This is a genomic window from Pseudomonas alcaligenes (assembly GCF_014490745.1).
Classification (GTDB): Bacteria; Pseudomonadota; Gammaproteobacteria; order Pseudomonadales; family Pseudomonadaceae; genus Aquipseudomonas; species Aquipseudomonas alcaligenes_C.
The window spans coordinates 926016-941008 of sequence record NZ_LZEU01000001.1 but is presented as its reverse complement, the minus strand read 5'-3'; the positions used below and the strand labels follow the sequence as shown (position 1 = coordinate 941008).

The following is a 14993-nucleotide window of genomic DNA, read 5'->3' as shown; positions in this document are numbered from 1 at the left end:
GGAATTGATCTGGTAAGTTCGCCCGCTTGCAGCCGCAGGCCCGGCCTAGCCGGTATAAGGAACAGATCCTGCGCCAGTGGATCAGAGAGAGTGAGAGGCGGCCATCCATGCCCACCAAAGCAAAACCAAGCAGTAGCCAGCTGGCCCGTGGTTTCGAACCCTACAAAGAAAAAAAGGGTGAGGAGTATATGGGCGAGCCGATGCGAGCTCACTTCACCAGCATCCTCAACAAGTGGAAGCTGGAGCTGATGCAGGAAGTGGATCGCACCGTGCACCACATGCAGGACGAAGCTGCCAACTTCCCGGATCCGGCCGACCGCGCCAGCCAGGAAGAGGAATTCAGCCTGGAACTGCGTGCCCGCGATCGCGAGCGCAAGCTGATCAAGAAGATCGACGAGACCCTGCAGCTGATCGAAGACAACGAATACGGCTGGTGTGACTCCTGCGGCGTGGAGATCGGCATCCGCCGTCTCGAAGCCCGCCCGACCGCGACCCTGTGCATCGACTGCAAGACGCTGGCGGAAATCAAGGAAAAGCAGATCGGTTCCTGATTCCGGACGGGGCGCTAAGGCGCCCCGTTTCATTTCTGGCCACCGATAAGCGGACTGGCGTCACGCGACTCCAGCCGATAGCCTCCCGCCCATGACTGACGCTTCCTACATCGGGCGCTTCGCCCCCACGCCCAGCGGCTACCTGCACTTCGGCTCGCTGGTGGCCGCCCTCGCCTCCTATCTGGACGCCCGCAGCGTCGGCGGGCAATGGCTGCTGCGCATGGAGGATCTCGACCCGCCACGCGAAGTCGCCGGCGCCCAGGATGCGATCCTGCAGACTCTGGAAGCCTACGGCTTCGAGTGGGATGGCGCGCTGGAACGCCAGAGCACCCGCCACGCGGCCTACGACGCGTTGATCGAACGCCTGTTCGGCCAGGGCCTGGCCTACGCCTGCACCTGCTCGCGCAAGCAGCTGGAAGCCTTCGGCGGCATCTACCCCGGCACCTGTCGCAACCTCGGCCACGACCCGCACGACGCGGCCATCCGCCTGCGCGTGCCGGAGCTGGAGTACCGCTTCAGCGACCGCGTGCAGGGCGAGTTCCGCCAGCACCTGGGCCGCGAGGTCGGTGACTTCGTCATCCGCCGCCGCGATGGCCTGTATGCCTATCAACTGGCGGTGGTGCTGGACGACGCCTGGCAAGGCATCACCGATGTGGTGCGCGGCGCCGACCTGCTCGACTCCACCCCGCGCCAGCTGTACCTGCAGGAGCTGCTGGGGTTCAGCCAGCCGCGCTATCTGCATGTGCCGCTGATCATCCAGCCGGACGGCCACAAGCTGGGCAAGAGCTACCGCTCGCCACCGCTGCCCGCCGACCAGGCCGCGCCCCTGCTGTTGCGCGCCCTGCGCGCCCTCGGCCAGCAACCGCCGGCCGAGCTGGCCGACGCCGATGCCCGCGAGCTGCTGGCCTGGGGCATCGCCCACTGGGACGCCGGGCGCATTCCGCGCAGCCGCACCCTGGCCGAAGCGCAACTGCGCTGAGTCGCCCATCCCCGCCACACCGCTGTGCGCACAACTGCCGCCGGGGTAACGAATCCGTTACCATCGCGGCAACTCCGACACGAGAATCGGCATGTACATCTATCGGCTGGTATTGATCCTGGTAGTGGGGATCTACCTGTTCTCCCCCGCCATCATGGACTGGTGGATCGACCCCAACGGCGCCTGGTACCGCCCGTACCTGCTGTGGCTGATCCTTATAGTCGTGACCTTTATCCTGCAGAGTCAGCGCGATGCCGATGAACTCTAATCTGCATCGAGGAGTCCCGGTGACCGCCCCTTATATTCACTCGCAGAGCCCGTGCGATGCCGATGAACTCTGAGCTGCACCGGCCCAGCCCCGCGACCATCCTTCATCTTCAATTCGCCGAGCCTCTGTAGATGCTGACGAGCTTTGACCTGAGCCAGCTGATCCTGATCAGCGCCGCCTACCTGCTGCTGCTGTTCGGCGTGGCCTGGATCAGCGAGCACGGCCTGATCCCGCGCTGGGTGATCCGCCACCCGCTGACCTACACCCTGTCGCTGGGCGTGTTCGCCAGCGCCTGGGCCTTCTACGGCACGGTGGGCCTGGCCTACCAGTACGGCTTCGGCTTCCTCGCCAGCTACCTGGGGGTGACCGGCGCCTTCCTGCTGGCGCCGGTGCTGCTCTACCCGATCCTGCGCATCACCCGCACCTACCAGCTGTCGTCGCTGGCCGACCTGTTCGCCTTCCGCTTCCGCAGCAGCTGGGCCGGGGCACTGACCACCCTGTTCATGCTGATTGGCGTACTGCCGCTGCTGGCCCTGCAGATCCAGGCGGTCGCCGACTCCATCGGCATCCTCACCCGCGAGCCGCTGCAGAACCGTTTCGCCCTGGCCTTCTGCGCCCTGATCACGCTGTTCACCATCCTCTTCGGCGCCCGCCATATCGCCACCCGCGAGAAGCACGAGGGCCTGGTATTCGCCATCGCCTTCGAGTCGGTGGTCAAGCTGGTGGCCCTCGGCGGTATCGGTCTGTATGCGCTGTACGGGGTCTTCGGCGGCCCCAGCGAACTGGAGCTGTGGCTGCTGCAGAACCAGGCCGCACTCAACGCCCTGCACACCCCGCTGCAGGAAGGCCCGTGGCGCACCCTGCTGCTGGTGTTCTTCGCCTCGGCCATCGTCATGCCGCACATGTACCACATGGCCTTCACCGAGAACTTCAACCCGCGCGCCATCGTCAGCGCCAGCTGGGGCCTGCCGCTGTTCCTGCTGCTGATGAGCCTGTCGGTGCCGCTGATCCTGTGGGCCGGCCTCAAGCTCGGCGCCACCACCAACCCCGAATACTTCACCCTCGGCCTGGGCATCGCCGTGGGCGACAAGACCCTCGCTCTGATTGCCTATGTCGGCGGCCTGTCGGCCTCCAGCGGGCTGATCATCGTCACCACCCTGGCGCTGTCGGGCATGGTGCTCAACCACCTGGTACTGCCGCTGTACCAGCCACCGGCCCAGGGCAACATCTACCGCTGGCTGAAGTGGACGCGGCGCGCGCTGATCATCGCCATCATCATGGCCAGCTACGGCTTCTATCTGCTGCTCGGCGCCGAGCAGGATCTGGCCAACCTGGGCATCGTCGCCTTCGTCGCCACCCTGCAGTTCCTGCCCGGCGTGCTCTCGGTGCTGTACTGGCCCACTGCCAACCGCCGCGGCTTCATTGCTGGCCTGCTCACCGGCATCGCCGTGTGGGCGGTAAGCATGCTGCTGCCGCTGGTGAGCAACCTGCAGGGCGTGCACCTGCCGCTGTTCAACATCATCTATGTGCTCGACCAGAACAACTGGCACCTGGCGGCGACCGGCTCGCTGGCGGCCAACGTGCTGGTGTTCACCCTGGTGTCGCTGTTCACCGAGGCCAGCGACGAAGAAAAGAGCGCCGCCGAGGCCTGCACCGTGGACAACGTGCGCCGTCCGCAACGGCGCGAGCTGGTGGCCGGTTCGCCGCAGGAGTTCGCCACCCAGTTGGCCAAGCCGCTGGGCGGCAAGACCGCGCAGAAGGAAGTGGAACAGGCCCTGCACGACCTGCACCTGCCGTTCGACGAGCGTCGCCCCTATGCCCTGCGCCGCCTGCGCGACCGCATCGAGGCCAACCTCTCCGGGCTGATGGGCCCCAGCGTGGCGCAGGACATAGTCGAGACCTTCCTGCCCTACAAATCCGGCAGCGAGACCTACGTCAGCGAAGATATCCACTTCATCGAGAGCCGCCTGGAGGACTACCACCTGCGCCTCACCGGCCTGGCCGCCGAACTCGACGCCCTGCGCCGCTTCCACCGCCAGACCCTGCAGGAGCTGCCGATGGGCGTCTGCTCGCTGGCCAAGGATCAGGAAATTCTCATGTGGAACCGCGCCATGGAGGAGCTCACCGGCATCTCCGCGCAGCGCGTGGTCGGCTCGCGCCTGGGCGCCCTCGACCAGCCGTGGAAATCCCTGCTGGAAGACTTCACCCGCCAGCTCGACGAACACCTGCACAAGCAGCCGCTGGCCCTGGATGGCGAAGTGCGCTGGCTCAACCTGCACAAGGCGGCCATCGACGAGCCGCTGGCACCGGGCAACAGCGGCCTGGTGCTGCTGGTCGAGGACGTCACCGAGACCCGAGTTCTGGAAGACCAGCTGGTGCACTCCGAACGCCTGGCCAGCATCGGCCGCCTGGCCGCCGGGGTGGCCCACGAGATCGGCAACCCGGTCACCGGCATTGCCTGCCTGGCGCAGAACCTGCGCGAGGAGCGCGAAGACGACGACGAAATGGTCGAGCTGAGCGGACAGATTCTCGACCAGACCAAGCGCATCTCGCGCATCGTCCAGTCGTTGATGAACTTCGCCCACGCCGGCCAGCAGCAGCGCGCCGAATACCCGGTGAGCCTGGCCGAGGTGGCCCAGGACGCCATCGGTCTGCTGGCGCTCAATCGCAACAGCACCGAAGTGCAGTTCTACAACCTGTGCGACCCCGATCACCTGGCCAAGGGCGACCCGCAGCGTCTGGCCCAGGTACTGATCAACCTGCTATCCAACGCCCGCGATGCGTCGCCCCCCGGTGGCGCCATCCGGGTGGCCAGCGAAGCTTCGGAAATGAGCGTGACCCTGCTGGTGGAAGACGAAGGCACGGGCATTCCGCAGGCGATCATGGATCGCCTATTCGAGCCGTTCTTCACCACCAAGGATCCGGGCAAGGGCACCGGCCTGGGACTCGCGCTGGTCTATTCCATCGTGGAAGAGCATTATGGGCAGATCACCATCGACAGCCCGGCCGACCCCGAACGCCAACTCGGAACCCGTTTCCGCGTTACCCTGCCGCGCTTTGTCGAAACGACGTCCGTAGCGACCTGAGCAGTGACCTGAGATCGTCGAGAGAGTATCAATGCCACACATCCTCATCGTCGAAGACGAAACCATCATCCGCTCGGCCCTGCGCCGCCTGCTGGAGCGCAACCAGTATCAGGTCAGCGAGGCCGGCTCGGTGCAGGAAGCCCAGGAGCGCTACAGCATTCCCGGCTTCGACCTGATCGTCAGCGACCTGCGCCTGCCCGGTGCGCCCGGTACCGAGCTGATCAAGCTGGCCCAGGGCACCCCGGTGCTGATCATGACCAGCTACGCCAGCCTGCGCTCGGCGGTGGATTCGATGAAGATGGGCGCGGTCGACTACATCGCCAAACCCTTCGACCACGACGAAATGCTCCAGGCCGTGGCGCGCATCCTGCGCGACCACCAGGAAGCACGCCGCGCGGCGCCCAGTGAAGGTGGCAAACCGGCAGCCAAGCCCAATGCGGCCGCCGAAGGCGACATCGGCATCATCGGCTCCTGCGCGCCGATGCAGGATCTCTACGGCAAGATCCGCAAGGTCGCCCCGACCGACTCCAACGTACTGATCCAGGGCGAGTCCGGTACCGGCAAGGAGCTGGTGGCCCGCGCACTGCACAACCTGTCCAAGCGCGCCAAAGCGCCACTGATCTCGGTGAACTGCGCGGCGATCCCGGAAACCCTGATCGAATCCGAACTGTTCGGCCACGAAAAAGGCGCCTTCACCGGCGCCAGCGCCGGCCGCGCTGGCCTGGTCGAAGCAGCCGACGGCGGTACCCTGTTTCTCGACGAGATCGGCGAACTGCCACTGGAAGCCCAGGCCCGCCTGCTGCGCGTGCTGCAGGAAGGCGAGATCCGCCGGGTCGGCTCGGTGCAGTCGCAGAAGGTCGACGTGCGCCTGATCGCCGCCACCCACCGCGACCTCAAGACCCTGGCCAAGACCGGCCAGTTCCGCGAAGACCTGTACTACCGCCTGCACGTCATCGCCCTCAAGCTGCCACCGCTGCGCGAGCGTGGCGCCGACGTCAACGAGATCGCCCACGCCTTCCTCGCCCGCCAGTGCAACCGCATGGGCCGCGAAGACCTGCGCTTCGCCCAGGATGCCGAACAGGCGATCCGCCACTACGCCTGGCCGGGCAACGTGCGCGAGCTGGAAAATGCCATCGAGCGCGCAGTGATCCTTTGCGAGAGCGCGGAGATTTCCGCCGAGCTGCTGGGCATCGATATCGAGCTGGACGACCTGGAAGACGACTTCGAGGTGAGCGGCAGCGCACCGTCGTCCAGCAACGGCACCAGCCACGAGCCGACCGAGGATCTGTCCCTGGAGGACTACTTCCAGCACTTCGTGCTCGAGCACCAGGATCACATGACCGAGACCGAACTGGCGCGCAAGCTCGGCATCAGCCGCAAGTGCCTGTGGGAACGGCGCCAGCGCCTGGGCATCCCGCGGCGCAAATCGGGGGCCGCCACTGGTTCCTGAGGCGTTACCCGCATGACAGAGCAGGCGGGCAAAGGTTCCGCAGCCTGTTACCCCCGCTTCACATCGCGTAACAAAGCCGGGTTCATCGGTAACGAGAATCCGGCTTTTTTATGCCCATAACTTTTTCCCAATCCGCTCAAGGCCTTGATTTCAAAGGATTTGAAAAAACTGGCACGGGTTCTGCTTTATCTCTGGCACAACAACAATAACAAGCTCGAAACCCCACAATAAAAATAAGACAGAACGACTCCAGCACAACAAAAACAACAAGGCGGAGGCGCAGCTAACTGATTCTTTTGGAGAGGATTTGCCTTTGGGGTTCGCCCCACAACCAGGCCGAGAATAATAAAACTGCCCCAAGGCAGAGCCTGAACTGGTTGGATCACGGAATGATCATGGCAGCATCAGCATCCAAAGCAATCCGTTTGCTCCTGGTACCCGATTTGGGCTACCACCAACGGGCCCGACAACAAAAACAACAGGCCCGCAATAATAATAAAAACAAAGCACGCACCTACTTGGGGGGGAGCCTAGGCTCCCCCAGTAGCTTTCTCCCCAGCCTGCCTTTTAATTCACCATCCCCCTCCCCGATGCTAGAATCCGCGCCAATCCTGCGGTCTCTCGCTTTTCCGGCCGCTTATTCCCCCAGACAGTGCCGCCCATGCTGAAGAAGCTGTTCAAGTCTTTTCGCTCTCCCCTGAAGCGCAACGCCCATCGCCACAGCTCCCCGGAAGTGCTGGGCCCTCGCCAGCATTCGCTGCAGCGCGGGCAGTTCAGCCGCAACGCGGTGAACGTGGTTGAACGCCTGCAGAATGCCGGCTATCAGGCCTACCTGGTGGGCGGCTGTGTGCGCGATATGCTGCTCGGCATCCACCCCAAGGACTTCGACGTGGCCACCAGCGCCACCCCGGAGCAGGTGCGCGCCGAGTTCCGCAACGCCCGGGTGATCGGCCGCCGCTTCAAGCTGGCGCACGTGCACTTCGGCCGCGAAATCATCGAAGTGGCCACCTTCCGCAGTAACCATCCGCAGGGCGACGACGAGGAAGACAGCCACCTGTCCTCGCGCAACGAGAGCGGGCGCATCCTGCGTGACAACGTCTACGGCAACCAGGAAGACGACGCCCAGCGCCGTGACTTCACCATCAATGCCCTGTACTTCGACGTGACCGGCGAGCGCATCCTCGACTATGCCCACGGCGTGCACGATATTCGCAATCGCCTGATCCGCCTGATCGGCGACCCCGAACAGCGCTACCTCGAAGACCCGGTGCGCATGCTGCGCGCCGTACGCTTCGCCGCCAAACTCGACTTCGACATCGAGAAACACAGCGCTGCGCCGATCCGCCGCCTGGCGCCGATGCTGCGCGACATCCCCTCGGCCCGCCTGTTCGACGAAGTGCTCAAGCTGTTCCTCGCCGGCTACGCCGAGCGCACCTTCGAGCTGCTGGTCGAGTACGACCTGTTCGCCCCGCTGTTCCCGGCCAGCGCCGCGGCGCTCAAGCGCAACCCGGAATACACCGAAAAGCTGATCCGCCAGGCCCTGGCCAACACCGACGAGCGCATCGCCCTAGGCAAGCCGGTGACTCCCGCCTTCCTCTTCGCCGCCCTGCTCTGGCCAGCCCTGCCGGCCCGCGCCGCGCAGCTGCAGGAGCGCGGCATGCCGCCGATTCCAGCCATGCAGGAAGCCGCTCACGATCTGATCGTCGAACAGTGCAAGCGCATTGCCGTGCCCAAGCGTTTCACCATCCCGATCCGCGAGATCTGGGACATGCAGGAGCGCCTGCCGCGGCGCCAGGGCAAGCGCGCCGACCTGCTGCTGGAAAACCCGCGCTTCCGCGCCGGCTACGACTTCCTCCTGCTGCGTGAAGACGCCGGCGAGAAAACCGGCGGTCTGGGCGACTGGTGGACCGACTACCAGGATGCCAGTGACAGCGAACGGCGCAGCATGATCCGCGACCTGGCCAGCCGCCCGGACGACGAAGACGCCCCGGCGGCGCGCAAACGCCGTCGTGGCGGGCGCAACCGTCGCCGCGGCCCGAGCACCGGCGCACCGGCTGGCGAATAGCATGGAACGGGTCTACATCGGCCTGGGCAGTAACCTGGCCGAGCCGCGCCAGCAGCTTCAGGCGGCACTCAGCGCGCTGGCCGCGCTGCCCGCCAGCCAGTTGGTCGCCACCTCGTCTTTCTATGCCAGCGACCCGCTGGGCCCGCCGGATCAGCCACGCTACGTCAATGCCGTGGCCGCCCTGGACACCAACCTGCAGCCCCTCGAGCTGCTCGACGCCCTGCAACGCATCGAGCAGGAGCAGGGCCGCGTGCGCAAGGCCGAACGCTGGGGGCCGCGCACCCTCGACCTGGACATCCTGCTGTTCGGCGAGCGACTGCTCGCCGAGGAACGCCTGACCGTGCCGCACTACCATATGCACGCCCGCGCCTTCGTCCTCTATCCCCTGGCGGAGCTCGCCGCCGACCTGCAGCTGCCGGATGGCCGCAGGCTGGCCGAGCTGCTCGCCGCCTGCCCGTTCAGCGGCCTGGAACGCCTGCCGGCCTGAGCCCGCGCCAGCAGGTAACGCCGTAACACAGCGGTAACACCCAAGATTGACTTCGTGCACCCCCATCGGGACTATAGGCGTCCCGTTGCCCCGCGGCGGTGCAAGCACCGCGCGCAAATGAGGAAGACTTCATGCCTGATACAACCATAAGCACCCTGCTGGGGCTCAAGCAGAAAGGCGAGAAAATCGCCATGCTGACCGCCTACGACGCCACCTTCGCCCAGGCAGCCTGCCAGGCCGGTGTGGATGTGCTGCTGGTGGGCGACTCCCTCGGCATGGTTCTGCAAGGCCACGACAGCACCCTGCCGGTGAGCCTGGCCGACATGGCCTACCACACCGCCGCGGTAAAACGCGGCAACCAGGGCGCGCTGCTGATCAGCGACCTGCCTTTCATGGCCTACGCCACCCTGGAGCAGACCTTCGCCAGCGCCGCTGCGCTGATGCAGGCCGGCGCCCATGTGGTCAAGCTGGAAGGTGCCGCCTGGCTGGCCGAGCCGATTCGCCAGCTGGCCGAGCGCGGCGTGCCGGTGTGCGCCCACCTGGGCCTGACGCCGCAGGCGGTCAACGTCTTCGGTGGTTACAAGGTGCAGGGCCGCGGTGACGCCGCTGCGCGCCAGCTGCGTGCCGACGCCATAGCCCTGGAACAGGCCGGTGCCGCCATGCTCCTGCTCGAATGCGTGCCCAGCGAACTGGCTGCGGAAATCAGCCAGTCGGTGAAGATCCCGGTCATCGGTATTGGCGCCGGCCCGGCCACCGACGGCCAGGTACTGGTACTGCACGACATGCTCGGCCTGTCCCTGACCGGCCGCTCGCCGAAGTTCGTGAAGAACTTCATGGAAGGCCAGCCCAATATCCAGGCCGCCCTCGCCGCCTATGTCCAGGCGGTGAAAGCAGTCAGCTTCCCTGCCGAAGAACACGGATTCTCCGCATGAACACCGTCAAGACCGTGCGCGAGCTGCGCGCCGCCGTGGCCCGCGCACGTGCCGAAGGCAAGCGCATCGGCTTCGTGCCGACCATGGGCAACCTGCACGAGGGCCACATGGCCCTGGTGGAAAAGGCCAGCCAGCGCGCCGACTTCGTGGTCGCCAGCATCTTCGTCAACCCGCTGCAGTTCGGCCCCAAGGAAGACCTCGCCAGCTACCCGCGCACCCTCGCCGCCGACCAGGACAAGCTGGTCAGCGCCGGCTGCCAGCTGCTGTTCGCCCCCGAGGTGGAAGAGATGTACCCCGACGGCATGGCCGGGCAGACCCTGGTCAGCGTCCAGGGCGTCTCCGAAGGCCTGTGCGGCGGTAGCCGCCCCGGCCACTTCGACGGCGTCGCCACCGTGGTGACCAAGCTGTTCAACATGGTGCAGCCGGATCTGGCCGTATTCGGCGAGAAGGACTTCCAGCAGCTGGCGGTGATCCGCACCCTGGTGCGCGACCTCAACATGCCGGTGCAGATCATCGGCGAACCGACCGTTCGCGCCGAAGACGGCCTGGCGCTGTCCTCGCGCAACGGCTACCTGAACGCCGAGCAGCGCGCCATTGCCCCGGTGCTGTACCGCACCCTGCAGCAGCTGGCCGAGGCGATCCGCGGCGGCGAGCAGGACTTCGCCAAGCTGGTCGTCACCGCCAAGGCCGCCCTGGAAGCCGCCGGCCTGCGCCCGGACTATCTGGAAGTGCGCGACAGCAACGACCTGCGCCCGGCCACAGGCGAAACCCGGCAGTTGGTGATCCTGGTGGCCGCCTTCCTCGGCAGCACCCGCCTGATCGACAACCTGGCGCTGGAAATCTGACCCGCGTCACGCCCTTGAACCCCCTCGGGGGTTCGGGCAAACTCTGCCGCCGCCGTATTCCGAGAGGGAAGTAGTCATGCACGCCATCATGCTCAAGGCCAAGCTGCACCGCGCCATCGTCACCCATGCGGTGCTCGACTATGAAGGCTCCTGCGCCATCGACGGCGAGTGGCTGGATCTGTCCGGCATCCGCGAGTACGAGCAGATCCAGATCTACAACGTGGACAATGGCGAGCGTTTCACCACCTACGCCATCCGCGGCGAGGAAGGTTCGAAGATCATCTCGGTCAACGGCGCTGCCGCGCACAAGGCCGGCGTCGGCCACCGCGTGATCATCTGCGCTTACGCCCACTACAGCGAGGCCGAGCTGGCCAACTTCCAGCCGCGCGTGCTGTACATGGCTGCCGACGGCGAGCTGAGCCACACCAGCAACGCAATTCCGGTGCAGGTCGCCTGAGCGATCCGCACCCCGCTACACTTCAAGCCCGGAACCTTCCGGGCTTTTTAATGCCCGATAGCACACCGGCCGTATAACAAGGAAACAGCCGCTCATGGCGTATTACCAGCACCCGCTCGATGTCACCACCCTGCCGGCCTGGCAGGCCCTGCGCCAGCACCGCGAACAGATGCAGACGTTCAGCATGCGCGAAGCCTTCGCCAGCGACGCCAAGCGTTTCAACCAGTTCTCCATGAGCACCTGCGGCCTGTTCCTCGACTACTCGAAGAACCTGATCAACCGCGAAACCCGCGACCTGCTGGTCAACCTGGCCCAGGAAGCCGGCCTGGAACAGGCCATCGAGGCGCTGTTCAACGGCGAGCGACTGAACGCCTCGGAAGGCCGCCCGGCCCTGCATACCGCCCTGCGCCGGCCGATCGGCGACTGCGTCAAGGTCGACGGGGTCAACGTGATGCCCGACGTGCACCGCGTGCTCAACCAGATGACCGACATAGTCGGGCGCATCCACAGCAACATGTGGCGCGGCTACAGCGAGAAGGCCATCACCGACGTGGTCAACATCGGCATCGGTGGTTCCTTCCTTGGCCCGCAGCTGGTTTCCGAGGCCCTGCTGCCGTTCACCCAGCACGGCGTGCGCTGCCACTACCTGGCCAATATCGACGGCAGCGAGTTCCATGAACTGGCCGCCAAGCTGAATGCCGAGACCACCCTGTTCATCGTCTCCAGCAAGTCCTTCGGCACCCTGGAAACCCTGAAGAACGCCCAGGCCGCGCGCACCTGGTACCTGGCCCGTGGCGGCACCGAGGAAAAGCTCTACCGCCACTTCATCGCCGTCACCAGCAACAACCAGGCGGCAATCGAGTTCGGCATCCGCGAGAAGAACATCTTCCCGATGTGGGACTGGGTCGGCGGGCGCTACTCGCTGTGGTCGGCCATCGGCCTGCCGATCGCCCTGGCCATCGGCATGTCCAACTTCAAGGAACTGCTGTCCGGCGCCTACAGCATGGACACGCACTTTCGCAGCACCCCGTTCGAGAAGAACATGCCGGTGCTGCTGGCCCTGCTCGGCGTCTGGTACGGCAACTTCTGGGGCGCGCAGAGCCACGCGATCCTGCCGTACGACCACTACCTGCGCAACATCACCAAGCACCTGCAGCAGCTGGACATGGAGTCCAACGGCAAGCGTGTGCGTCAGGATGGCAGCCCGGTGAGCACCGATACCGGCCCGGTGATCTGGGGCGGTGTCGGCTGCAACGGCCAGCATGCCTACCACCAGTTGCTGCATCAGGGCACCCAGCTGATTCCGGCCGACTTCATCGTGCCGGTGGTGAGCTACAACCCGGTGGCCGACCACCACCAGTGGCTGTACGCCAACTGCCTGTCGCAAAGCCAGGCGCTGATGCTCGGCAAATGCCGCGACGAGGCCGAGGCCGAGCTGCGCGCCAAGGGCCTGGCCGAGGCCGAAGTGCAGCGCCTGGCGCCGCACAAGGTGATCCCCGGCAACCGCCCGAGCAACACCCTGGTGCTCGAACGCATCAGCCCGCGGCGCCTTGGCGCGCTGGTGGCGATGTACGAGCACAAGGTGTTCGTGCAGAGCGTGATCTGGGGCATCAATGCCTTCGACCAGTGGGGAGTGGAGCTCGGCAAGGAACTCGGCAAGGGCGTCTACCAGCGCCTGACCGGCTGGGATCAGCCGCCGGCCGAGGACGCCTCGACCCAGGGTCTGATCGACTTCTTCCGCGGTCGCCACCGCGGTTGACCCTGCAAGCCCGGCCCTGTGCCGGGCTTTTGCTTGCTGGGGCCAGGACAACGCCTGCGCCCAGGACTACCGGCACTTGAACCAAGCAGTTGCTTGGTTCACTCTCGACGGTAGTGAGGATCAACAATAATAAGGACTCCCGCCATGTTCGAAATCAGCCTTCACCCGGTCAAGGATGCGGTGCGCCAGCGCGCCCACCTGGATGACGAGGCCTATCAGCGTCTCTATCGCCAATCCATCGAGCAGCCGGAAACCTTCTGGAGCGAACAGGCGCGGCAGTTCCTGCACTGGTTCAAGCCCTGGGATCAGCTGCACAGCAGCGACCTGGTCAAGGGCGAGGCGGCCTGGTTCAAGGGCGGCCTGCTCAATGTCGCCGACAACTGCATCGACCGCCATCTGGCCACGCGCGGCGAACAGATCGCCATCATCTGGGAAGGCGACAATCCCAGCGAATCGGCCCATATCACCTACAACAAGCTGCACCACCACGTCAGCCGCCTGGCCAATGTGCTGAAGAGCCGTGGCGTGAAGAAAGGCGACCGGGTGTGCATCTACATGCCGATGATCCCCGAGGCGGCCTACGCCATGCTCGCCTGCGCACGCATCGGCGCAGTGCACTCGGTGGTGTTCGGCGGCTTCTCGCCGGATGCCCTGCGCGACCGCATCCTCGATGCCGACTGCCGCACCGTGATCACCGCCGACGAAGGCGTGCGCGGCGGCAAGTACATCCCGCTCAAGGCCAACGTCGACCAGGCCCTGCTGAGCTGTCCGGCGGTATCCAGCGTGGTGGTGGTGCAACGCACCCAGGGCCAGGTCAACTGGGTGGAAGGCCGCGACCTGTGGTACCACCAGGCCCTCAAGGAGGCCAGCGCCGACTGCCCGGCCGAGCCGATGGACGCCGAAGACCCGCTGTTCATCCTCTATACCTCGGGCTCGACCGGCAAACCCAAGGGCGTGCTGCATACTACCGGCGGCTACCTGCTGGGCGCGGCGATGACCCACAAGTACGTGTTCGACTACCACGAAGGCGAGATCTACTGGTGCACCGCCGACGTCGGCTGGGTCACCGGCCACAGCTACATCGTCTACGGCCCGCTGGCCAACGGCGCCACCACCCTGATGTTCGAGGGCGTGCCCAACTACCCGGATGCCTCGCGCTTCTGGCAGGTGATCGACAAACACCAGGTGAACATCTTCTACACCGCCCCCACCGCCATCCGCGCGCTGATGCGCGAAGGCGAAGGCCCGGTGCAGAAGGCCGCGCGCACCAGCCTGCGCCTGCTCGGCTCGGTCGGCGAGCCGATCAATCCGGAAGCCTGGGAGTGGTACTACAACGTGGTCGGCGAACGGCGCTGCCCGATCGTCGACACCTGGTGGCAAACCGAGACCGGCAGCATCCTGATCACCCCGCTGCCCGGCGCCACCGACCTCAAGCCCGGCTCGGCGACCCGCCCGTTCTTCGGCGTGCAGCCGGTGCTGCTGGACGAGAAAGGCGTGGAGATCGACGGTGCCGGCAGTGGCGTGCTGGCGATCAAGGCCAGCTGGCCGAGCCAGATCCGCAGCGTCTACGGCGACCACCAGCGGATGATCGACACCTACTTCAAGCCCTACCCCGGCTACTACTTCACCGGCGACGGCGCGCGCCGCGACGAGGACGGCTACTACTGGATCACCGGGCGAGTCGACGACGTGATCAACGTCTCCGGCCACCGCATCGGCACCGCCGAGGTGGAAAGCGCCCTGGTGCTGCACGACGCCATCGCCGAGGCCGCCGTGGTCGGCTACCCGCACGACCTCAAGGGCCAGGGCATCTATGCCTTCGTCACGCCGATGAAGGGCGTCGAGCCGTCCGACGGGCTGAAGAAGGAGCTGCTGGCCCTGGTCAGCAAGGAGATCGGCAGCTTCGCCAAGCCGGAGCTGATCCAGTGGGCACCGGGCCTGCCGAAGACCCGCTCGGGCAAGATCATGCGGCGCATCCTGCGCAAGATCGCCTGCAACGAACTGGAGAACATGGGCGACACCTCGACCCTGGCCGACCCGTCGGTGGTCGACAGCCTGATCGGCCAACGCCTGAACCAATGACCTCACCCTAGCCCCTCTCCCTCTGGGAGAGG

12 protein-coding genes are annotated in these 14993 nt (G+C 65.7%); all 12 read left to right on the top strand.

Annotation, left to right across the window (positions count from 1 at the left end; genetic code table 11):
• Positions 1-107 precede the first annotated feature (107 nt).
• Positions 108-551, top strand: a complete 444-nt coding sequence (gene dksA / locus A9179_RS04195; protein ID WP_187804598.1) for an RNA polymerase-binding protein DksA — start codon at positions 108-110, stop codon at positions 549-551.
• Positions 552-642: 91 nt separating this feature from the next.
• The gene (gene gluQRS, locus A9179_RS04190) at positions 643-1530 is read left to right on the top strand and encodes a tRNA glutamyl-Q(34) synthetase GluQRS (protein ID WP_187804597.1); all 888 of its coding nucleotides are present in this window, start codon (positions 643-645) and stop codon (positions 1528-1530) included.
• 91 nt (positions 1531-1621) lie between these two features.
• Complete coding sequence (locus A9179_RS04185; protein ID WP_003244646.1) at positions 1622-1798, top strand: hypothetical protein; 177 nt, start codon at positions 1622-1624, stop codon at positions 1796-1798.
• A 131-nt stretch (positions 1799-1929) separates the two neighbouring features.
• Positions 1930-4884: a sensor histidine kinase gene (locus A9179_RS04180; protein ID WP_187804596.1), complete on the top strand. Its 2955-nt coding sequence runs from the start codon at positions 1930-1932 to the stop codon at positions 4882-4884.
• Between the two features lie 31 nt (positions 4885-4915).
• Positions 4916-6334, top strand: coding sequence for a sigma-54-dependent transcriptional regulator (locus A9179_RS04175; protein ID WP_187804595.1), 1419 nt, complete (start codon positions 4916-4918; stop codon positions 6332-6334).
• Positions 6335-6995: 661 nt separating this feature from the next.
• Positions 6996-8399, top strand: a complete 1404-nt coding sequence (locus tag A9179_RS04170) for a polynucleotide adenylyltransferase PcnB (protein ID WP_187804594.1) — start codon at positions 6996-6998, stop codon at positions 8397-8399.
• A gap of 1 nt (position 8400) precedes the next feature.
• Positions 8401-8886 (top strand): 2-amino-4-hydroxy-6-hydroxymethyldihydropteridine diphosphokinase, encoded by a 486-nt coding sequence (folK, locus tag A9179_RS04165; protein ID WP_187804593.1) that lies wholly within the window; start codon positions 8401-8403, stop codon positions 8884-8886.
• A 131-nt stretch (positions 8887-9017) separates the two neighbouring features.
• Complete coding sequence (gene panB / locus A9179_RS04160) at positions 9018-9818, top strand: 3-methyl-2-oxobutanoate hydroxymethyltransferase (protein ID WP_187804592.1); 801 nt, start codon at positions 9018-9020, stop codon at positions 9816-9818.
• Entirely contained in the window at positions 9815-10663 is an 849-nt protein-coding gene (gene panC / locus A9179_RS04155; protein ID WP_187804591.1) for a pantoate--beta-alanine ligase, read from the top strand. The genes panB and panC overlap by 4 nt, the downstream gene beginning before the upstream one ends.
• Positions 10664-10739: 76 nt before the next feature.
• Entirely contained in the window at positions 10740-11120 is a 381-nt protein-coding gene (gene panD, locus A9179_RS04150) for an aspartate 1-decarboxylase (protein ID WP_187804590.1), read from the top strand.
• Between the two features lie 94 nt (positions 11121-11214).
• Entirely contained in the window at positions 11215-12879 is a 1665-nt protein-coding gene (gene pgi, locus A9179_RS04145; protein ID WP_187804589.1) for a glucose-6-phosphate isomerase, read from the top strand.
• A 144-nt stretch (positions 12880-13023) separates the two neighbouring features.
• Complete coding sequence (acs, locus tag A9179_RS04140) at positions 13024-14961, top strand: acetate--CoA ligase (protein WP_187804588.1); 1938 nt, start codon at positions 13024-13026, stop codon at positions 14959-14961.
• Positions 14962-14993 lie beyond the last annotated feature (32 nt).